General features: G+C 67.5%; 20 protein-coding genes and 1 riboswitch. Of the genes, 3 read left to right on the forward strand and 17 right to left on the reverse strand.

Annotated features, from left to right (window positions below; genetic code table 11):
• Positions 1-25 precede the first annotated feature (25 nt).
• The 14 genes from QPK32_RS10665 to QPK32_RS10730 are packed head-to-tail and all read right to left on the reverse strand — an operon-like array spanning position 26 to position 10,936.
• Complete coding sequence (locus QPK32_RS10665) at positions 26-388, reverse strand: ferredoxin (protein WP_290412789.1); 363 nt, start codon at positions 386-388, stop codon at positions 26-28.
• Positions 385-1,386 (reverse strand): precorrin-3B C(17)-methyltransferase, encoded by a 1,002-nt coding sequence (gene cobJ, locus QPK32_RS10670; protein ID WP_290412790.1) that lies wholly within the window; start codon positions 1,384-1,386, stop codon positions 385-387. The genes QPK32_RS10665 and cobJ overlap by 4 nt, the downstream gene beginning before the upstream one ends.
• Entirely contained in the window at positions 1,383-1,787 is a 405-nt protein-coding gene (locus QPK32_RS10675; protein WP_290412791.1) for a cobalamin biosynthesis protein, read from the reverse strand. The genes cobJ and QPK32_RS10675 overlap by 4 nt, the downstream gene beginning before the upstream one ends.
• Complete coding sequence (locus tag QPK32_RS10680; protein WP_290412792.1) at positions 1,784-2,542, reverse strand: cobalamin biosynthesis central domain-containing protein; 759 nt, start codon at positions 2,540-2,542, stop codon at positions 1,784-1,786. The genes QPK32_RS10675 and QPK32_RS10680 overlap by 4 nt, the downstream gene beginning before the upstream one ends.
• 1 nt (position 2,543) lies before the next feature.
• Positions 2,544-3,335, reverse strand: coding sequence for a precorrin-2 C(20)-methyltransferase (cobI, locus tag QPK32_RS10685; RefSeq protein ID WP_290412793.1), 792 nt, complete (start codon positions 3,333-3,335; stop codon positions 2,544-2,546).
• Positions 3,332-4,648, reverse strand: coding sequence for a precorrin-6y C5,15-methyltransferase (decarboxylating) subunit CbiE (gene cbiE, locus QPK32_RS10690; protein WP_290412794.1), 1,317 nt, complete (start codon positions 4,646-4,648; stop codon positions 3,332-3,334). The genes cobI and cbiE overlap by 4 nt, the downstream gene beginning before the upstream one ends.
• A 2-nt stretch (positions 4,649-4,650) precedes the next feature.
• Positions 4,651-5,856, reverse strand: a complete 1,206-nt coding sequence (locus QPK32_RS10695) for a cobalt-precorrin-5B (C(1))-methyltransferase (RefSeq protein ID WP_290412795.1) — start codon at positions 5,854-5,856, stop codon at positions 4,651-4,653.
• Positions 5,853-6,536 carry a precorrin-8X methylmutase gene (locus tag QPK32_RS10700; protein WP_290412796.1) on the reverse strand — a complete coding sequence of 228 codons (684 nt, stop codon included), beginning with the start codon at positions 6,534-6,536 and terminating at the stop codon, positions 5,853-5,855. The genes QPK32_RS10695 and QPK32_RS10700 overlap by 4 nt, the downstream gene beginning before the upstream one ends.
• Positions 6,533-7,561, reverse strand: a complete 1,029-nt coding sequence (locus tag QPK32_RS10705; RefSeq protein WP_290412797.1) for a sirohydrochlorin chelatase — start codon at positions 7,559-7,561, stop codon at positions 6,533-6,535. Before QPK32_RS10705 ends, QPK32_RS10700 begins: the two co-directional genes overlap by 4 nt.
• Positions 7,558-8,349, reverse strand: coding sequence for a precorrin-4 C(11)-methyltransferase (gene cobM / locus QPK32_RS10710; RefSeq protein WP_290412798.1), 792 nt, complete (start codon positions 8,347-8,349; stop codon positions 7,558-7,560). The genes QPK32_RS10705 and cobM overlap by 4 nt, the downstream gene beginning before the upstream one ends.
• Positions 8,346-9,185 (reverse strand): ABC transporter ATP-binding protein, encoded by an 840-nt coding sequence (locus QPK32_RS10715; protein ID WP_290412799.1) that lies wholly within the window; start codon positions 9,183-9,185, stop codon positions 8,346-8,348. The genes cobM and QPK32_RS10715 overlap by 4 nt, the downstream gene beginning before the upstream one ends.
• On the reverse strand, positions 9,182-9,916 hold the full coding sequence (gene cbiQ / locus QPK32_RS10720; protein ID WP_290412800.1) for a cobalt ECF transporter T component CbiQ: 735 nt from the start codon (positions 9,914-9,916) through the stop codon (positions 9,182-9,184). Before cbiQ ends, QPK32_RS10715 begins: the two co-directional genes overlap by 4 nt.
• Positions 9,906-10,259, reverse strand: a complete 354-nt coding sequence (locus QPK32_RS10725) for an energy-coupling factor ABC transporter substrate-binding protein (protein WP_290412801.1) — start codon at positions 10,257-10,259, stop codon at positions 9,906-9,908. Before QPK32_RS10725 ends, cbiQ begins: the two co-directional genes overlap by 11 nt.
• Positions 10,256-10,936, reverse strand: a complete 681-nt coding sequence (locus tag QPK32_RS10730; protein ID WP_290412802.1) for an energy-coupling factor ABC transporter permease — start codon at positions 10,934-10,936, stop codon at positions 10,256-10,258. The genes QPK32_RS10725 and QPK32_RS10730 overlap by 4 nt, the downstream gene beginning before the upstream one ends.
• A gap of 121 nt (positions 10,937-11,057) precedes the next feature.
• A riboswitch (cobalamin riboswitch) is annotated at positions 11,058-11,268 on the reverse strand.
• Between the two features lie 228 nt (positions 11,269-11,496).
• On the opposite strand from QPK32_RS10730, the gene QPK32_RS10735 reads away from it, so the two are divergent.
• Positions 11,497-12,072 carry a Dps family protein gene (locus tag QPK32_RS10735; RefSeq protein ID WP_290412803.1) on the forward strand — a complete coding sequence of 192 codons (576 nt, stop codon included), beginning with the start codon at positions 11,497-11,499 and terminating at the stop codon, positions 12,070-12,072.
• A gap of 120 nt (positions 12,073-12,192) precedes the next feature.
• Positions 12,193-12,723, forward strand: coding sequence for a DUF1993 domain-containing protein (locus QPK32_RS10740; protein ID WP_290412804.1), 531 nt, complete (start codon positions 12,193-12,195; stop codon positions 12,721-12,723).
• 64 nt (positions 12,724-12,787) lie between these two features.
• Here the strand turns inward: QPK32_RS10740 and ssb are convergent, their stop codons facing one another.
• Both ssb and QPK32_RS10750 read right to left on the reverse strand, forming a co-directional pair.
• The gene (ssb, locus tag QPK32_RS10745) at positions 12,788-13,285 is read right to left on the reverse strand and encodes a single-stranded DNA-binding protein (protein ID WP_290412805.1); all 498 of its coding nucleotides are present in this window, start codon (positions 13,283-13,285) and stop codon (positions 12,788-12,790) included.
• A gap of 203 nt (positions 13,286-13,488) precedes the next feature.
• Positions 13,489-14,232: an acetyltransferase gene (locus QPK32_RS10750; RefSeq protein WP_290412806.1), complete on the reverse strand. Its 744-nt coding sequence runs from the start codon at positions 14,230-14,232 to the stop codon at positions 13,489-13,491.
• Between the two features lie 313 nt (positions 14,233-14,545).
• Between QPK32_RS10750 and uvrA the strand changes: the two genes are divergently transcribed.
• A complete protein-coding gene (gene uvrA / locus QPK32_RS10755; RefSeq protein WP_290412807.1) occupies positions 14,546-17,395 on the forward strand; it encodes an excinuclease ABC subunit UvrA in 2,850 nt (949 codons plus the stop codon).
• A 169-nt stretch (positions 17,396-17,564) separates the two neighbouring features.
• Here the strand turns inward: uvrA and QPK32_RS10760 are convergent, their stop codons facing one another.
• Positions 17,565-19,151, reverse strand: a complete 1,587-nt coding sequence (locus QPK32_RS10760) for a beta-xylosidase (RefSeq protein WP_290412808.1) — start codon at positions 19,149-19,151, stop codon at positions 17,565-17,567.
• Positions 19,152-19,336 lie beyond the last annotated feature (185 nt).

Raw genomic sequence — 19,336 nt, forward strand, 5'->3', positions numbered from 1 at the left:
CCATTGGCGTACTTACCACATGGTGTCAGTCCTCGCCGGCTTGGTGGAACACCAGGTCCTCGACGCGCTTGCCATGGCACAGGTGGTCGTCGATGATGCGGTCCATGTTCTCCGGCGTGACGTTGTAGTACCAGGTGCCGTCCGGCTGCACGCACACGATCGGACCGCCCTTGCACGCGGCGAAGCAGCTCACGCGGCTGCGCTTGACGCGCAGGTCGCCCGCGTTCAGGCCCGCCGCCTTGAACTTGTCGCCCAGGCTGTCGAACAGGGCCTGCGATGCGCCGTCGGCGCTGCAGCGCGGTCCCGTGCACACCAGCAGGTGGCGACGGTAGCTGCCGATCTTCGGCTTGACGACTTCCTTCGTCCTGTCCATGTCGTTGTCGCTCATCCTTCATTCTCCTCGGTGGCGGCGGCCGCCTCCTCTTCCCACGGCTCGTCCAGCGTGGCCTGGATGTAGTCGGCCGGCAGGCGGTAGCGCGCCGCCAGCACGGCGATGTCGTCGCCGGCATCGTATTCCGCGCGCAGCGCATCGAGCCAGCCCAGCAGGCCCGTCGACAGCGAACGGCCGGCGCGTTCGCCGTCGCGCGTCGTGCCGCCCTCCATGTCGTACTTGTTGGCGTAGCCGCGCGGCGTGACCATCAGGCCATGCTTGACGAAGGTATTGCTGTTGCCGATCAGGACGGTGCTGAGCATGCCGATGTCGGCGTCGGCCATCGAATCCAATGTCGTAAACACGATGTTCTCGCGGCGGCGGTAGGCGCTCTTGACGATGGCGACGGGCGTATCGGGACGGCGGTGGCGCAGGAACAGGCGCTGGGCCTCGACGATCTGGCGCGTACGGCGCCCGCTCTTGGGGTTGTACAGGGCGACGACGAAGTCGGCCATCGCCACGGCATCCAGCCGGCGCGCGATGGTCGGCCAGGGCGTGAGCAGGTCGGACAGCGAGATCGCACAAAAGTCGTGCGTGAGCGGCGCGCCGACCAGCGCGGCGCAGCTGTTCAGCGCCGAGGCGCCGGGAACGATTTCGACCTGGACCGGGTCGTCCGGCGTCCAGCCGGACTGGAACAGCACCTCGTAGGTCGGGCCGGCCATGCCGTAGACGCCGGCGTCGCCCGAGGAGATCAGGGCCACCTTCTTGCCGGCCCTGGCCGCCTCCAGCGCGCTCACGGCGCGGTCCAGTTCTTCCGTCATCGACTTGCGGATGATCTCCTTGCCCTCGATGAGGTCGGCCACCAGCTTGATGTAGGTGACGTAGCCGATCACGACGTCCGCTTCGGCGATGGCGGCGCGGGCGCGCTGCGTCATGTGGTCCACGCTGCCGGGGCCGATCCCCACCAGCATGATCTTGCCGGCCGTGGGGGCCGGCGTAGCGAATTCTTCGTTCATAGGGTTTTCCTTGCGATCGAGACGGTGGCATTGCGGCCATCGGCGCCCCGGTGTTTGTGTTTTTCGACGACCAGCGCGCTCATGGGCGCATCCGGCCCGGCGGCCAGCAGCGCCGCCGCTTCGCTGACGGACGGCGTGCCCGTGTAGCGCCGCACCGTCTCGGACGGATTCGGCACCGGCACGGCCGCCAGTTCGTGCGCTTCGTAAAAATGCAGGGGCCAGCCCTGCTCCCGCGCCAGCGCCAGGAACGCGGCTTCGTCGCGCTTCAGGGCGATGCTGGCGGCGGCCGCGACCTGGTCCGGGCGTGCGCCCGCGGCGGCCAGCGCGGCCAGCACGGCGTCGCGCACCGTGTCCAGCAGGACGCCGCGGTCGCAGCCCAGGCCGACGGTGAACATGGTCATGCGGCGGCGTCCTGCGGCGGGCGGTACACGACCAGGCGCTCCTTCAGCGCATCCCAGCGCTCCTGCGGCACGTCGGCATGCGTGACCCACAACACGGCGGCGTAACGGTCCAGCGGCACCTCGTCGAAGCGCGCGAAGCGATGGATGGTGTCGGGCAGCGGCGTCGGGCGGGTCCACCAGTCGGGGCTTCCCGCTTCCTGCACGAAGGCGATGGGTTCGCCGTTGACCACGTGGGCAGACACGCGCGTGATGTTGATCTTGGGCGCTTCCACGCGCCAGCCCAGGTGGCGTCCCAGGATGTCGACGGGGATCGTGCGGCCCACGTCGGACGCGGTGGTCAGCACGGGCGCGGCGCCCAGCAGGTCGGCCACGCGCTCGCTCCACTCGTTGGCGCCGCCCACGTGGCCCGACAGCACTGGGATCACGTACTGGCCGGCATCGTCCACGACGATCACGCCCGGGTCCTCGTCCTTGCTGCGCAGGTGCGGCGCGATCAGGCGCACGACGGCGCCCAGCGAGACGAAGAACACGATCTGGTCGTAGCGTTCGAACAGGGGGCCGATTTCGTCGCGCAGCGCGCCGTCATAGGCGCGCACGGGGTTGGCCAGGCCGGCGAAGGCGGCCGCGAACTTGGCCGAGGTGCAGATATCGGCGTCCGGCAGGTCGGCGGCCAGGCGCGCGGCCTGGGCGGCACCATGCTTGGTGATCGCCACCAGGCAGAGGCGCGGCGTGGCGGGGTTGCTTGTTCCATCCATCTTATTCAGTCTCCATCGATAGGGGTTGCGGGCCGCTCTTCCTGAGGCAGCCCTTGATGCGTTCGCCGCGGATGCGGTGGGGATGCTTGACGATCAGCAGGGACAGGTAGCTGACCTTGGTGCCGCGCAGCGCCAGGATCTCGCCGGCCGAAAAGCGCCGCTCGTCCGGCGCGCCCACGCGTTCGATGAAGTGGGCGCCGGCCAGCAGGTCGCGCCGCTCCATCCAGTCGATCAGTTCGTCCAGGATCGGCTTCACCTTCATCAGCACCAGCATGTCGAAATCGGGCAGCAGGCGGTCGACGGCGCTCACGCCATACGCGGCCGGCACGATGGCCACCGTGTCGTCCTGCTCGGAGAACGGCACCTCGACGGCGGCGCAGGCGGCCGTGAAGGCGTTCACGCCGGCGACGATTTTTACCGCCACCGTGTCGTCGAGCGCGCGCACGGTACGCGCCAGGTGGCCGAAGGTGGCATAGGTGCTGGCGTCGCCCTCGACGAGGAACAGCACGTCGCGTCCCGCGCGCAGCCAGGGCAGCACCGTCTCGGCCGCCTTGAGCCAGGCGCGCGCCAGCTTCTCGCCGTCGTGCGTCATGGGGAACAGCAGCAGCGCGTGCTCCTCCGGCGGCGCCAGCCCGGCGCGCTGCACGATGTCGAACGCATAGCTGGGCGTCTTGCCGCTGCGCGCCGGGTAGACCCAGACGGTGTCGCGGCGCTGCAGGGCATCCCAGGCCGCGCGCGTGATCAGGCCGGGGTCGCCGGGGCCCAGCGAGATGCCCCACAGGGTGCCGCTCATGCCGACGCCTCCGTACGGCGGGCGCAGACGATCCAGACGGGGTTCTCGGCCGCCATGCGGTGCATGTGCAGGATCGGCTTGCTGCGCGCCGCCTGCAGCTGAAGCACGTCCCACGAAATACCCTCTCCTTCCAGCGACTGCAGCGTCGCCGTAGCCGTGGCCAGGTTTTCCAATGTGACGAAGTTCATCACGAGGGAGCCCCCCTGGCGCATGCGACGCAGGATGCCGGCGATCAGGCCAGCCAGTTCCCCGCCCGAGCCGCCGATGAAGACGGCGTCCGGGTCGGGCCAGGTGTCGAGTCCTTCCGGCGCCTTGCCGTGGAACAGGCTGTAGTTGGAGACCCCGAAGGCCGCGTGGTTCTGCCCCGCGATCGCGTGATCCGCCTCGTTCTTCTCGATGGCATACACGTGGCCCTGGGAGCACAGGCGCGCCGCTTCCAGGCCGACGGAGCCGGAACCGGCGCCGATGTCCCAGACGACGCTGTCCGCCCGCAGCTGCAGGCGCGCCAGGCTGACGGCGCGCACTTCCTGCTTCGTGATCAAGCCCTTCTCGGGCTGGCGCTGCGCGAATTCCGCATCCGCCAGGCCGAAGCGCACGGGGCGCGGCGCGGCGGCCGTGCGCCACAGCAGCACGACGTTCAACGACGCGAAGCGCATGCCGGCCGCGTCGTGCGGGCTCAGTTCCGCCAGCACGCGTTCTTCCGGCTGCAGCAGGTTTTCCGCCACGGCCATGTGGAAATCGTCACCGAGGCCTTCCGCCACCAACAGGCGCGCGATGCGGTCCGGGCTGTTGTCCGGGCTGGTGAGCACCAGCAGGCGCGCGTTGGCGCGCACCGCCTGCGCCAGCGCATACAGGCCGTGCGACGGCAGGCTGCCGCGCGCCCACTCGCCGGCGTCGCGCGCGTGCACCGAGACGATCCGTGCATCCTGCCACGCGAGGCCGATGCGGGCGCAGGCCAGCTGCAGCGTCGACAGGTTGGGCAGGATGTCGAGCGCCTGCACGCACAGGTGCTGGGCCAGGTACGGCGCGATGCCGTGGCACAGCGGGTCGCCGGTTGCCAGCACCACGCAGGACAGGTGGTCGGCGCGCGCGGCGCGCACCCAGTCCGGCACGGCCTTCAGCTGGCCCGTGAGGTCGTGGCGAACGGCGTCGGCCTTGAATTCGTGCTCGAACAGCGCCAGCGTGCGCGCGCCGCCGATCACCACGTCGGCGCTGCGCAGGTGGGCCAGCGCGGTGGCGCTCAAGCTGGCGACGCCGTCGTCGAGGACGCCGATCACGCGGCAGGGATTGGGGTCTTTGATGCTGGTATCCATGGTCAGTCCGGTGTGGGTTCTGTGTCGACGATGTGGTCGATGCCGATGCGGCGCGCGCCGGCCGGCCGCTCGCCGGGCAGCGCGGGCGCCGACCACACGTCGGCCACTTGGTTGCCGCTGAAGTCGGTCACCAGTACGCGCAGCTGGAAGGCGCGGCCGTAGCGATCGGGCGCCGTCAGCGTGTCGATGGCGGCCTGCGCCAACTCTCGATGGAAGCTCTCCCCCAGGCCGCGCTCGACCATCAGCTCCGCGCCGAAGCGCGCCGTCTCGGCGGCGGCCATGGCTGCGCAATCCTCGGCGGAAGCGCCGATGCGGCGGCCGATCTCCGCCACCAGGTCCGTATCGACCTCGCTGCGGTTCGCGTGCGTGATCGTCTCGCCCTGGGCGATCTTGGTCAGCTTGCCCACCATGACGGCCAGCACGACGAGGCCGATGCCCTGCGCCACCGCCTCGTCCAGCGCATAACGCAGGAAGTCGCCCATCTGCACGAAGCAGGCGGACGGCAGCTCCGGACGCTCGGCGCGCAGCGTGGCGATGGCGAAGGTCTCGGTCCTGCCGCCCGTCGTCAGCGCGACGACGTCGTGGCCGGTGGTCGCCGCCACCTGCACGCCCTGCACGACGCTGGCGCGCCAGGCCGCCGTGGAATACGGCTTGACGATGCCCGTGGTGCCGAGGATGCTGATGCCGCCCAGGATGCCCAGGCGCGCATTGGTCGTCTTCTTCGCCATCACCTGGCCGTCCGGCACGCTGATGGTCACTTCGATGCCGTGCCGGGCCAGCAGGTCGGGCGCGGCTTCGCGCAGGTTGTCGGCGATATTGCGGCGCGGGACCGGATTGATGGCCGGCCCGCCCACCTCCAGGCCCAGGCCCGGCATCGTCACCGTGCCGACGCCGTCGCCGGCGACATAGGCCACGGTGCCGGCCTGGCCCGGCAGCAGGCGCAAATCGACCGTCAGGTGGGCGCCATCGGTGCAGTCCGGATCGTCGCCGGCGAATTTCACGACCATCGCATGGGCGCGGCCGTCGTCGCTGCGGCCGTCGTGCACGGCGAAGCGCACCCGGCTGCCGTTGGGCAGCAGGCTTTCGATCTCGTCCGGCACCTGCCCGCCGGCCAGCCCCAGCACCGCCGCGCGCGCGGCCGCGGCGGCGCAGGCGCCGGTGGTGAAACCGGTGCGGGTGCCCCGTTCGGCAGCCGCCTTCTCCTTCATGGCTGCGCCGCCTTCTGGCGCGCTTCCGCCAGCGCCAGCAGCGCATGCAGCGCCGCCACCACCAGCGTCGAGCCGCCCTTGCGGCCGCGGATCACGATCCACGGCACCTCGTCCACCTCGGCCATCAAGTCCTTCGACTCGGCCGCCGACACGAAGCCGACCGGCATGCCGACCACCAGCGCGGGCCGCACGCCCTCCTCGCGCACCAGGCGCACCAGCTCGATCAGCGCCGTGGGCGCATTGCCGATGCCGACGATGGCGCCGTCCAGCAGTCCCAGGCGGTGCGCCTTGCGCATGGCCTGCACGGCGCGCGTGGTGTCCTCCGCCTTGGCCGTCTCGATCACGTCGGCATCGCTGATGAACTGGTAGGTCTTCATGCCGAAGTGCGCCAGGCGCGGCTGCGACAGGCCCGAGCAGATCATCTCGACGTCGGCCACGACCGGCGTGCCGCCGCCGGCCAGCATGGCGCGCACGCCCGCCTCGACGGCATCGGGGTGGAAGGCCGTCAGGCCGTTGAAGTCGAAGTCCGCGTTCGCGTGGATCATGCGCCGCACGATCGGCCACTGGAGCGCGTCGTAGGCATGCTCGCCTACTTCGGCATCGATGATCGCGAAGCTGTCGTGCTCGATCGCCTGGCCGGCGCGGGTGAGCTGCTCGGTGACGGTGTTCACGGTGCTCATACGGGCTGGCCCTCGGCTTTCGCGTGGTCGTGGTCGTGGTCGTGGCCGTGCGCGTGCTCATGCCCATGCGGATGGTGATGCTCGTGGCCGTGCTCGTGATGGTGGTGCTCGTGGCCGTGGCCGTGCTCCGGACCGTGCGCATGGCCGTGGCCGTGCGTGTGCGCATGCGAGTGGCCGTGGCCCAGGTCGTGCGCGATTTCGCGGTAGCTGCAGCCATCGCATGGCAGGCGGCTGTCCGGCACGCCTTCGCGCAGGTCTTCCACGCGCTGGTCCATCAGCGCGAAGATCTCCTTCTCGAAGCCGAAGTGCTCGCTGCAGGCGAAGCGCACCTGCGGATACTGGCCGCGCAGGTGCTCGACCTGGCGGTGGATGCGCTGCATCAGCGTGCCCGTGTACAGGTAGTAGGGCAGCACGACGATCTGGCGCATGCCCAGCAGCACGTGGCGCTGCACGACCTTCTCCAGGCGCGGCCAGGTGATGCCCGTGAAGGCGAGATCGACCAGCTCGTGGTCGCCCTCTTCCAGCAGCCAGCGCGCCATCTTCGCCATTTCGCCGTTGGCGCCGCGGTCGGACGAGCCGCGGCCCAGCACCACGACGCCGGTGGTGGTGGGGTCCGGCATGTCCAGCGCGCCCATGGCCTTGCGCAGGCGGCGCTTCAGGATCGCCAGGATGGGATCGCAGGCGGTCAGGTGCGGCGCCAGCAGGATCTCCGCTTGCGGACAGGCGGCGCGCGCACCTTCGACGGCTTCCGGGATCTCCATCTTGACGTGGCCGGCCGCGTTCAGGATCAGGGGCACCACGAGCACGCGGCGCGAGGAACGGGCGGCGGCCAGCAGCGCGGCGTTCAGCTCTGGCGGCGCGAACTCGATGAAGCACAGCTCGATGCGCCAGTCGGGACGCAGCGCGCGCCACTGGGCGACGAAGTCGCGGATCTCCTGGTTGCCGGAATCCTCGCGCGAGCCGTGGCCGACGACGAGGATGGTGTCACCCGTAGGGACGGGGGCTGCTTGCATCATGATGTTCATGCGCTCGCCTTTCTGAAACGATGGGTGAATGTGGGGTCGTAGAGCTTGGAGCGCACCAGGGTTTCCCAGTGCAGGGCGCCCAGCGTGGGGCTGGCGACGATCATCGCCTGGCTGGCGACGCCGGCGTCGCGGCAGCGCCCCTTGATGTCGGCCAGCGTGCCGCGGATGATTTTTTCCTCGCCCGGCCAGCTGGCCTTGTGCACGACCAGCATCGGCGCATCGTCCGGCCAGCCGGCCGCGCGCAGCGCCGCCTCGACCTTGTACATGAGCGTGATCGACAAGAAGATGCACAGCGTGGTGCGGTGGGCGGCCAGGCTGGCCAGGTCCTCGCCTTCCGGCATCGGCGTGCGCCCTTCGACGCGCGTGAGGATCACGGTCTGCGTCACTTCCGGGAGCGTCATCGATTCGCCGGCGGCGGCCATCGAGGCCATGGCCGACGACACACCCGGCACCACGGCCCAGTCGATGCCGGCTTCCGCGAGCGGGCGCGCCATCTCGATCAGCGCGCCGTACAAGGCCGGGTCGCCCGTCTGCAGGCGCACGACGGTCTCGTGGCGGCCGGCCTGGTCGATCAGCCACGCGGTCATCTCTTCCAGCGTCATGTCCTTGGAATCGCGGATGGCGGCGCCGGGCGGCGCGTACAGCGTGGCCGCGCGGTCGACCAGCGAGCCGGCAAACAGCACGGCGCCGGCGCGGGACAGCAGCTTCTGGCCCTTGACGGTGATGAGTTCCGGGTCGCCGGGACCGGCGCCCACGAACCAGATCTTGCCGAACGATGCTTGTGTCATGCGGGGAGTTCTCCTGATAGGTGGTCGAGCAGCGCGTCGACGCTGCGCGGCGCGGGCCCGGCCGGCAGCACGCCGCGCGCCACCAGCGCCGCATGCAGCGCCAGCGCCTGCGGCATGCGCTGCCCGGCCGCGGCCAGCACGTCGGCGCGCGCCGCCATGGCCTGCGCCGGACCGGAAGCGATGCAGCGGCCTTCGGCCATCACGTGGATGTCGTCGGCCCAGCGGTAGGCGAAATCGACGTCGTGGGTGGACAGCAGCACGGTGACGCCCTGCGCCGCCAGGCGGTCCAGCAAGGCGGCCAGTTCCAGCTGCATGGGAGCGTCCAGGCCGGCCATCGGTTCGTCCAGCAGCAGCACTTCAGGTTCCATCGCCAGCACGCCGGCGATGCAGACGCGCTTCTTCTGGCCGAAACTCAAGTGGTGCACGGCCCGCTGCGCATGGTCGCGCAGGCCGACGGCGTCGAGGGCCGCGGCCACGCGCGCGCGCACGGTACCGGCATCCAGGCCCAGGTTCAGCGGGCCGAACGAGACGTCCTCGTCGACCCGGGCCGAGAACAGCTGGCGGTCCGGATTCTGGAATACGAGGCCCACGCGGCGGCGCAGCTCGGCCAGGCCCGCGCGGCCGTAGTCGAACGGCACGCCGTCCCAGCGCAGCAGGCCGGCGCTCGGGCGCAGCAAGCCGTTCAGGTGCTGCAGCACGGTGGTCTTGCCGGCGCCGTTCGCACCCAGCAGCGCATGACGGCGGCCGCGGCCCAGCGCCAGGCTGCAGCCGCGCAGGCCGGCGCTGCCGTCCGGGTAGACGTGGTCGACGGACTCCAATGCCAGGAGCGGGGTCACAGACGATCCCCCAATGCCAACGCGATCAGCGAGGCGCCCGCCAGCGCCGCGACAACCGTGTGGCGGCGCGCGTCCGGATACACGGCCGGCAGGAAGCGCAGGGTGCCTTGATAGCCGCGCGCTTCCGCCGCCATCTGCAAGGCGGCGGCACGCTGCCAGACCTGCACGGCCATCTGGCCGGCCAGCAGCCCGGTCGAGCGCCAGGCGTGGCGCCAGCCGCGGTAGCCCAGGCGCGCGCCCTGCGCGGTCACGCCCTCGTCCCAGGCCTGGCGCAGCACGAACAGCATGCGGTAGCACAGCGCCATCAGGTCGAGCAGCAGCTCGGGCGTGCGCAGGCGGCGCAGCAGCGCCAGCAGGTCCGGCAGCGGCGTGGTGAGGACGAGGCCCAGCAGCGCCGCCAGCAAGGCCAGCGACCGCAGCGCCGTGTGCGCGACGGCCGGCAGCATGGCGCCGTTCCAGCCCCAATGGCCTTGCGCATCGGGCCCCACCAGCATCGTCAGGCAGGACAGCAGCAGGAAGCCGAGCGGCGGCATGGCCACCGCGAGATAGGTGCGCGGCAGCACGCGCGCGCCGAGCAGCGCCGCCAGCACCAGCACGGCGGCGAGCAGCGCGAGCATGGCGGGGCCGCGCGCGATCCAGGCGGCCATCATGCCGGCCAGCGCGAACAGCGCCTTGGCCGCCGGCGCAACGGTGCGCCAGCGGCTGGCATAGGCGGCCGTCTCAATCAGCACGTGGTTCCTGTACTGGTTCTTGCTGAGGCGCCCCGGCACGGCGCGCACGTTCGCGCGCCACCGACATGCCGAGCCAGAAGCCGATCACGCCGGCGCCCACGGCCGCCTGCAGCGCGAACAGCAGCGAGGCGATCTCGCCGCTGGCCGGCTCGAACACGGGAGAAAACCAGGGCTTGTAGTGCGGCGCGATGGTACCGATGGCTTGCTGGGCGCGCTCGTCGGCGCCGCCGAAGACGGACGGCGCCTCCGCCCCCGGTTCGGCCGGCGGCGCGGCGGCGAACCACAGCGGCAGCACCGTCAGCAGCACGATGGCCAGCCAGGTCAATCCGGTGCGCGCCTTCATGCTTCCTTCCTCCCGCGCAGCGCCATCACGGGCAGCGCGCGCAGCTCATGGGCGTTGAAGCGCGCCATCGCGTTCACCACCAGCACCGTCAGCAAGCCTTCGCTGATGGCGATCGGCACCTGGGTCAGCGCGAAGATGCCGGCGAACTTGAGGAAGGACGCGTGGATGCCGCCGACCGGGTCAGGGAAGGCCCAGGCCAGCTGCACCGAGGTCGTCACATAGGTCGCCAGGTCGCCCAGGCAGGCGGCGAGGAACACGGCGACGCTGCGCGACAGGCCCAGGGTAGCCGCCGCGCGGAATACGCCGTAGGACACGAAGGGGCCGACGATGGCCATCGAGAACACGTTGGCGCCGAGCGTGGTCAGGCCGCCGTGGGCCAGCAGCAGCGCCTGGAACAGCAGCACGACGAAGCCCACCGGCACCATCGCGGCGGGACCGAACAGCAATGCGCCGAGTCCGACGCCGGTGGGATGCGAGCAGCTGCCCGTCACCGACGGCAGCTTCAAGGCGGACAGCAGGAAGGCGAATGCGGCGGCCACGCCCAGCAGCATGCGCCGCTCGGGATGCGCCTGCAGGTCGCGCCCCATGCTGCGCAGGCCGACGGCCAGAAAGGGGACGGAAACGGCTGCCCAGCCGAGCGCGTGCGCCGGCGGCAGGAAACCTTCCATGATATGCATTCGAAACCTCCCGTCGAATGGTCGATGTGGACACCATGACGGGGGAAAAGGACGGCCGACGGGGCTGGATGCACGGAGGCAGCAGCAGGTCGACAGCGGCTTCCCGACACCCCGGGGAATGGTGCTTAACGATTCTTTGGGCCGGTATTCTGGCTCGCCTTCATCCTTCCCCATCCCTTCCCGCGATGGCAATCGCAGTGGCATATCGACGGAGTCGTCAGGCTTACAGCAGCGGGGGCTGCACCGGAATGGCCGCGCGAGGCGGTGTCACCGGTTTCCCGTTTAACGCCATCCCCAAGCGGACATGGCGCACCCAAACGGTGATATTACACTGAGCAGGAAGGGCATGCCAGTATTGCTGTGACCGCTTGTGGCCGGCCGGCATCGATCTGGAACACGTCCGAAACCCGTTTTTCCCTCGCTGCCGGCCACCGATGTCGAGGCGGCGCCGCTGATCTTTGGATCAGTGTAAATTCGTAAGCTTCCTGGCAAGCTGGTGGCCCGGAATGTATCCATGCATTGCATGTGGCGATATTCACCCATCCTGAAGCGAGACCGACATGACTGACAAATCCTCCGACGATAACGTCGTGCAAGAATTCGGCGCACTGGCCCCGGTGCGCATCGGCCTGGACGCCCAGACCCGCTCGCAGAGCGTGCGCGCCCTGAACCGCCTGCTGGCCCACACCATGGCCCTGCGCGACGCCTACAAGAAGGCGCACTGGCAGACCTCCGGCGCCACCTTCTACGAACTGCACCTGCTCTTCGACAAGCACTACGAAGAGCAAGTCACCGTGATGGATTCGATCGCCGAGCGCATCCAGACCCTGGGCGGCGTCACCTTCGCCCTGCCCGGCGACATCGCCAGCGAATCGTCGATCGCCCGCGCCCCGCGCGGCCGCGAAACGGCACGTGCCCAGCTGGACCGCCTGGCCGATGCCCATGAAACCATCCTGCTCGACGCCCGCCCGCTGGCCCGCGCCGCCGACGAAGCCGGCGACGACGGCACCAACGACCTGATCGTCAGCGAGATCGTGCGCACCAACGAGCTGCAGAGCTGGTTCATCATCCAGCACCTGACCCGCTTCTCGGACCTGGGCGGCGATGCAGGCGCGGCGAGCGCGTCCGACGCGTAAGCCGACCAACGGATAAAAAAAGCCCCGCGATCGCAAGACGCGGGGCTTTTTGCTGTTGGACGGCAGCGAGTTACACTATAGTGGCATTGCCAAAACGGCATGCCATCGGAAACCCATCTCATGATCGCGCCCACCCGGCTTTTTCTTCATTACCTCGACAGATTGCACGAACTCCTGCAGCGCGTTGCGGCCTTCGACGCCGATGTCGCCGGCAGGCGCCTGCATCCGGACATGGCGCCCTTGCTGCAGCAGGCCAGGACCGCGATCGGTTTTACCTTGCGCGCCAGTTGTCCGCTGGCCGGACGCGAGATCGTTTCCTTTGCCGAAGGCGAACTGACGCTGCCGGCCGTGCTGTCCGAGCTGGCTGCGACGGTGCGCTATCTGGCGGAGATTCCGGATGCCGACTTCGACCGGATCGATGCGCTGAACGTGCACACGACGGCGGGCTTCGCCGAGCTGGACTTGTCCGGCTGGGACTATTACCTGATGTATGCGGTACCGAACTTCTTTTTCCATTATTCGATGGTGTATGCGATCGCGCGCCAGGCGGGCGTGCCCGTCGGGAAGGCGGATTTCGATGGCTATCATCGGTATCCGCCGGGGTTTTCGTTTGCCCGGCAGGCCGGCGAAGCAGGTAAGGACGGATCATAGGCAAGAAAAAAGCCCAGTGCATCGATGATGCACTGGGCCTTGCCGAAACCTTCTCTCGGTGCGTTTAGAACGGAATATCGTCGTCCATGTCCGAGAAGTTCGGTGCCGGTTTCGGCTGCGGGCGGGCTGCCGGAGGCGGCGGGGCCTGGCGCTGCGGTGCCTGGCGCGGGGCTTCGTAGCCACCGTCCATGCCGCCGCCCATGTCCATGTCGCCGCCACCCATGCCCTGGCGGCCGCCCAGCATCTGCATGTTCTCGGCGATGATGTCCGTCGCGTAACGCTCGATGCCGTCCTTGTCCGTGTACTTGCGGGTCTGCAGGCGGCCTTCCACGTAGACCGAGGAACCCTTCTTGAGGTACTGGCCGACGATCTCGGCCAGGCGGCCGAAGAAGGAAATACGGTGCCACTCGGTCAGCTCTTTCTGTTCGCCGGTGTTGCGGTCCTTCGAGCGGTAGGACGTGGCCACGGCGATGTTGGCGATGGCGTCGCCGCTCGGCATGTAGCGGATTTCCGGATCGCGGCCGAGGTTGCCGACGATGATGACCTTGTTGACTGATGCCATGGTGAAACTCCTATGTAGATCCCTGGCTCTGCACACTGACTAAGCGCCAGGGAAACTGTTGATGTGCGTCCGCTATTATGCCTGCTCGTTCGTGCCACAGGCAAAATTTTGGTGTTGCAAAAATCTGGCGGACATCCGGGATATCGACATCCGTTCAGACTACGAAAATGGGGTCGAAGTGCCTGGATTGGAAGAGATCCATATCAAGTTTTCGGGGCCGTACCGCTTGTAGCGAGCGGCAAGGCCTCGTAGGCTTTGCGGCTGGCCGCCAGGCCTGCGATGATGTCCAGCGCCTGCGCCTCGTCGGTCGTCATGTCTTGCAGGAAGGCCACGTTGTTGGCCTGGATCCAGTCCAGCGGCATTTCCCACCACGCCAGGTCGAGCAACGCGGCACGCACCTTCTCGCTGAAGCGGAAGCGCACCAGGCGTGCGGGGGAACCGACGTAGATGCCATAGGCTTCGGTGCGGAAGTTCGGCGGCACGACGGTGCGCGCGCCGATCACGCAACCGTTCTCGACGACGCTGCCGCCCAGCATCATCGCCTCGTCACCGATCCATACGTCGTTCTTCACTACCGTGTCCCCATACTGCGGCGGCGGTGGATTGTGCAAGCCCATGCCCGCTACCGAGAACATATAGGTCGAGATCGTCCTGGTCTCGTGCTGGCCGTTGAGCACGAAACGCAGGCGCGAACCGCCGGCGACGAAGCGGCCGATACTCAGGCCCTGCTGATTGGAATCGTATTTGACCTGGGAGCCCACGCCGAATCCCGAGCAGCGTCCCATGTAGAAGTGGCCGAATTCCGGCTCCCGGTCGAGCCAGTCGCGAAACAGTCCGTGCGGAATGCAGCTGATGCCGCCTTCGCGATAGCCCAGCACGGTGAATTGTTCGGCCCAGGGGTGATCGGGGACGACGCCCGAGAAATCGTCTTCGGTATGGATCTGCATGATGGCGCCAGGAGTTTAGGAGTTTCTTTGTGGAATTATACGGTGGGGGACGAAATTTATTTCGTATTTCTGATGGGTTTGTCATTGAATTGGCGCCCGCCCGGCACACATACGGAACACGCGCGTGTTCCTGGCGCGACAGCCGTTTTCAAGTCGTCATTTCAAGGTATTAACGTCCGCATGCTTTCTTCGCCGGCGCCATACCACTGTAAATAAAAACAGGTACACTAGCGAGTTCCCCGTCCGGCCGCCCACCGTCGACATCGTGCGCCGGCCCGCAACCATTCGATTCGAAAGCCAGCAAAGAAAACTAATGGAAGAAATCCGTATCCGCGGCGCCCGCACGCACAACCTCAAGAACATCAGTCTCGACCTGCCCCGCAACAAGCTGATCGTGATCACCGGCTTGTCGGGTTCCGGCAAGTCTTCGCTTGCCTTCGATACCCTGTATGCCGAAGGCCAGCGCCGCTACGTCGAGTCGCTGTCGGCCTATGCGCGCCAGTTCCTGCAGTTGATGGAGAAGCCGGACGTCGACATGATCGAGGGCCTGTCGCCCGCCATTTCCATCGAACAGAAGGCGACCTCGCACAACCCGCGCTCGACCGTCGGCACCGTCACCGAGATCCACGACTACCTGCGCCTGCTGTATGCCCGCGTGGGCACGCCGTACTGCCCGGACCACTCGCACGAGCCGCTGGCCGCGCAGACCGTGTCGCAGATGGTCGATGCCGTGCTGGCCATGCCGGAAGGGACCAAGCTGATGATCCTGGCGCCCGTCGTCGCCAACCGCAAGGGCGAGCACAGCGATTTGTTCGCCGGCATGCAGGCGCAGGGCTTCGTGCGCTTCCGCATCCAGAGCGGCACCGGCGCGGCCAAGATCTACGACGTCGACGAGCTGCCGAAGCTGAAGAAGACGGAAAAGCACACGATCGACGTCGTGATCGACCGCGTCAAGGTCAACGACGAGATCAAGCAGCGCCTGGCCGAGAGCTTCGAGACCGCGCTGCGCCTGGCCGACGGCCGCGCCGTCGCCTACGAGATGGATACGGAAAAGGAGCATATCTTCTCGAACAAGTTCGCCTGCAACGTCTGCGGCTATTCGCTGCAGGAGCTGGAGCCGCGCCTGTTCTCCTTCAACAATCCGATGGGCGCCTGCCAGGAATGCGATGGCCTGGGCCACATCGAGTTCTTCGATCCGAAGCGCATCGTCGCGTTCCCGAACCTGTCGCTGGCATCCGGCGCCGTGAAGGGCTGGGACCGCCGCAACCAGTTCTACTACCAGATGCTCACCAGCCTGGCCGATCACTACGGTTTCGACCTGGACAAGCCGTTCGAGCAGCTGAACAAGCAGGCCCAGGACGTCGTGCTGTTCGGTTCAGGCAAGACCGCCGTGCCGTTCGCCTACGTCAACGAGCGTGGCCGCACCGTGATCCGCGAGCACACCTTCGAAGGCGTGGTGAACAACCTGCAGCGCCGCTACCGCGAGACCGACTCGATGGCGGTCAAGGAAGAGCTGGCGAAGTTCATCAACGAGAAGGAATGCCCGACCTGCGGCGGCGCGCGCCTGCGCACCGAAGCGCGCTACGTCAAGATCGGCAATGGCGAGCAGCAGCGCGCCATCTATGAAGTGGCAAAGACGCCGCTGCGCGACTGCCTGAGCTACTTCGACAAGCTGGAGCTGACGGGCGCGAAGAAGGACATCGCCGACCGCGTGATCAAGGAAATCGTCGCGCGCCTGAAATTCCTGAACGACGTGGGCCTGGACTACCTGTCGCTGGACCGCAGCGCCGACACCCTGTCGGGCGGCGAGGCGCAGCGCATCCGCCTGGCCTCGCAGATCGGTTCCGGCCTCACGGGCGTGATGTACGTTCTGGACGAGCCGTCGATCGGCCTGCACCAGCGCGACAACGACCGCCTGATCGCCACGCTGAAGCACCTGCGCGACATCGGCAACAGCGTGCTGGTGGTCGAGCACGACGAGGACGCGATCCGCACCGCCGACTACATCGTCGACATGGGTCCGGGCGCAGGCGTGCACGGCGGCGCCGTCATTGCCGAGGGTTCGCTGAAGGACATCCTGAAGAACAAGAACTCGCTGACCGCGCAGTACCTGAGCGGCCGCAAGAAGATCGAGGTGCCGAAGAAGCGTACCCAGGCCGACCCGGATCGCCAGCTGGTGATCACGGGCGCCACCGGGAACAACCTCAAGAACGTGTCGCTGGAACTGCCGGTGGGCTTGCTCACCTGCGTGACCGGCGTGTCCGGCTCCGGCAAATCGACGCTGGTGAACGACACGCTGTACCCGGCCCTGTCGCGCCACCTGTACGGCTCGCAGACCGACCCGGCGCCGCACGACGCCATCCACGGCCTGGAGCACTTCGACAAGGTGATCTCCGTCGACCAGGCGCCGATCGGCCGCACCCCGCGCTCGAACCCGGCGACGTACACGGGCGTGTTCACCCCGATCCGCGACCTGTTCGCGACGGTGCCGACGGCGAAGGAACGCGGCTACAGCGCGGGACGGTTCTCGTTCAACGTCAAGGGCGGCCGCTGCGAGGCCTGCCAGGGCGACGGCGTGGTCAAGGTCGAGATGCACTTCCTGCCGGACGTGTACGTGCCGTGCGACGTCTGCCACGGCAAGCGCTACAACCGCGAGACGCTGGAAGTGCAGTACAAGGGCAAGAACATCACCGAAGTGCTGGACATGACGGTCGAGGATGCGCACGAGTTCTTCAAGCCCGTGCCGGTCATCGCACGCAAGCTGCACACGCTGCTGGACGTGGGCCTGGGCTACATCAAGCTGGGCCAGAGCGCGACAACGCTGTCGGGCGGCGAGGCGCAGCGCGTCAAGCTGTCGCTGGAACTGTCCAAGCGCGACACGGGCCGCACGCTGTACATCCTCGACGAGCCGACCACCGGCCTGCACTTCGCCGACATCGACCTGCTGCTGAAGGTGATCCACCGCCTGCGCGACCAGGGCAACACGCTCGTCATCATCGAACACAACCTGGACGTCATCAAGACGGCGGACTGGATCGTCGACCTGGGTCCGGAAGGCGGCGCGGGCGGCGGCACGATCGTCGCGCACGGCACGCCGGAGGAAGTGGCGGACAACAAGGCGAGCGTGACGGGCAAGTATCTGAAGCCGCTGCTCAAGCAGTAAGGTAGCAAGGCAAAGGGCCGCTGAATCAGCGGCCCTTTTTTATGCGTCAACACACACCACGTCGTCCCTGCGAAGGCAGGGACCCAAGCTGAACGTGCGCAGTGCAGATTCGGCGCCGCAGGCCTGCATACAGTGCTTGGGTCCCTGCCTTCGCAGGGACGACGGTGAATCAACGTGCCGGGCCGATCTTCACCAGCACCGCATCGTTCACCCGCATCTTCACGTCCACGCTGGCCGTGCCATCCTTGCCCACCTTGACCTGGCGCGTCTCCGGCTTGTCCTGTGTAAGCCCCTGCAGCTTCGCCAGTTGCGACGCATCCAATGCCTTCGGCCGCCCCATCTCGATATACGCCGTCGGCGCATCGTTGGCCTTGAAGCCCGTGCGGTAGACCTGCATCGTGTAGCTGCCCGGCTTCAGTCCCTTCAGGTCGATTTTCAAGGGTGCCGCAGCGCGGGTCGGCTGGACGACCGTGTAGAAATTGCGGTTGGTCGTCCTGCTCTGGTCCGGGGTCTGGAAGTCCCAGGCCAGCAGCTGCACGTTGCCGTCCTTGTCGCGCGCGGCCCAGGCCTGCTTGTCCGCCGTCCGGATTTCCTGGTCGCCCAGCTGGTTCAGGTACTTGTAGGCGAACCAGGCGGGTTTGCGGATGCCCTGCGGGTTCATCAGGCCGAAGCCGCCTTCGAACGGCGCCGTCGGCGGGCCCGGCTCCTCGAACAGGTCCGTATAGGTCCAGTAGCTCATGCCCTGCACGATGCCCTCGGTCGCCTTCAGCTTGCTCAGGATGTAGGCGGCGCTGATGTAGGAGTCGTGCACGACGTCGCGCGGGTTGTAGCTGGTGCTCCACTCCGTGAAGTACAGCGGCAGCTTGGGCAGGTAGGAGGCCTCGATCTCCTTGCGGACCTTGCGCACGTCGGCGACGATGGCGTCCGGGTTCGGCGACAGCTTGGTGTCTTCCTTGCCGCTCTCGTCGAGGAAGCCGCCGTCCACGCCGTAGGTGTGCGTGGCGATGAAGTCGACGGCCGCGCCGCTCTGCTGCGTGTGCGCCAGGAATTCCGGCACCCAGGCCGCGCCCGCGGTGGCCGGGCCGCCCACGCGCAGTTGCGGGTCGATCGCCTTGATGGTCCTGGCGGTCAAGTCGTACAGGTCGAAGTAAGCCTTCTGGTCGGCTTTTTCCCAGAAGCCGTCCAAGTTCGGCTCGTTCCAGACTTCGAAGAACCAGCTGCGCACTTCTTCCTTGCCGTAGCGCTGCTGCAGGTGGCGCACGAACGCATCGACCAGCGGCCCCCACTGCGCATGCTTGGGATGCGAGCTATTGCCCTTCCAGTAGAAAATGGTCTGGTCCGAGGTCTTCATCGCGTCCGGCGTGAAGCCCAGCTCGACGAAGGGCTTGATGCCCATGCCCAGCAGCTTGTCGTACAGGTAGTCGATCTTCGTCCAGTCGTAGACCGGCTTGCCGTCCACGACCTTATAGGTGCCCAGCACGTCGTGGAAGATCGCGTGGAAGCGGATGTAGCGGAAGCCCAGCTCGTCGCGGGCGATCTTCAGTTGCGCCAGGCTGTCGTCGCGGATCAGGGTGCCCGGATAGTCGGACCCGACGGACAGGTCGGCGAAGCGGTCGCGCGGCGTGGTCGGCGCGTTCAGGTCGACGGCGATGTGGCGTGTGCTGGACGATGCGGATGCGGCTGCGGCGGGCAGGGAAAAGGAGGCGGCAAAAACCAGTGCCACGGCGCTGCCGAGCAGTGTACGACGGTGTCTCATGATTATTGTCCTTTGTAGGCGTCGATGACGGCGGATGGAATGTTTGCGCTAACACTCATCCAGTTGCAAAGGATAATGGATAACGAGACTTTAGTAAAACGAAAGGCCGCCTCCTCCGGCGGCATCGATCGCCAATGAAAAAAGGACAGCTTGCGCTGTCCTTGCGTGAGGCGAAGCCGGAGCGG

It is taken from the genome of Massilia sp. YIM B02763 (assembly GCF_030412015.1).
In the GTDB taxonomy this organism is placed as follows: Bacteria; Pseudomonadota; Gammaproteobacteria; order Burkholderiales; family Burkholderiaceae_D; genus Telluria.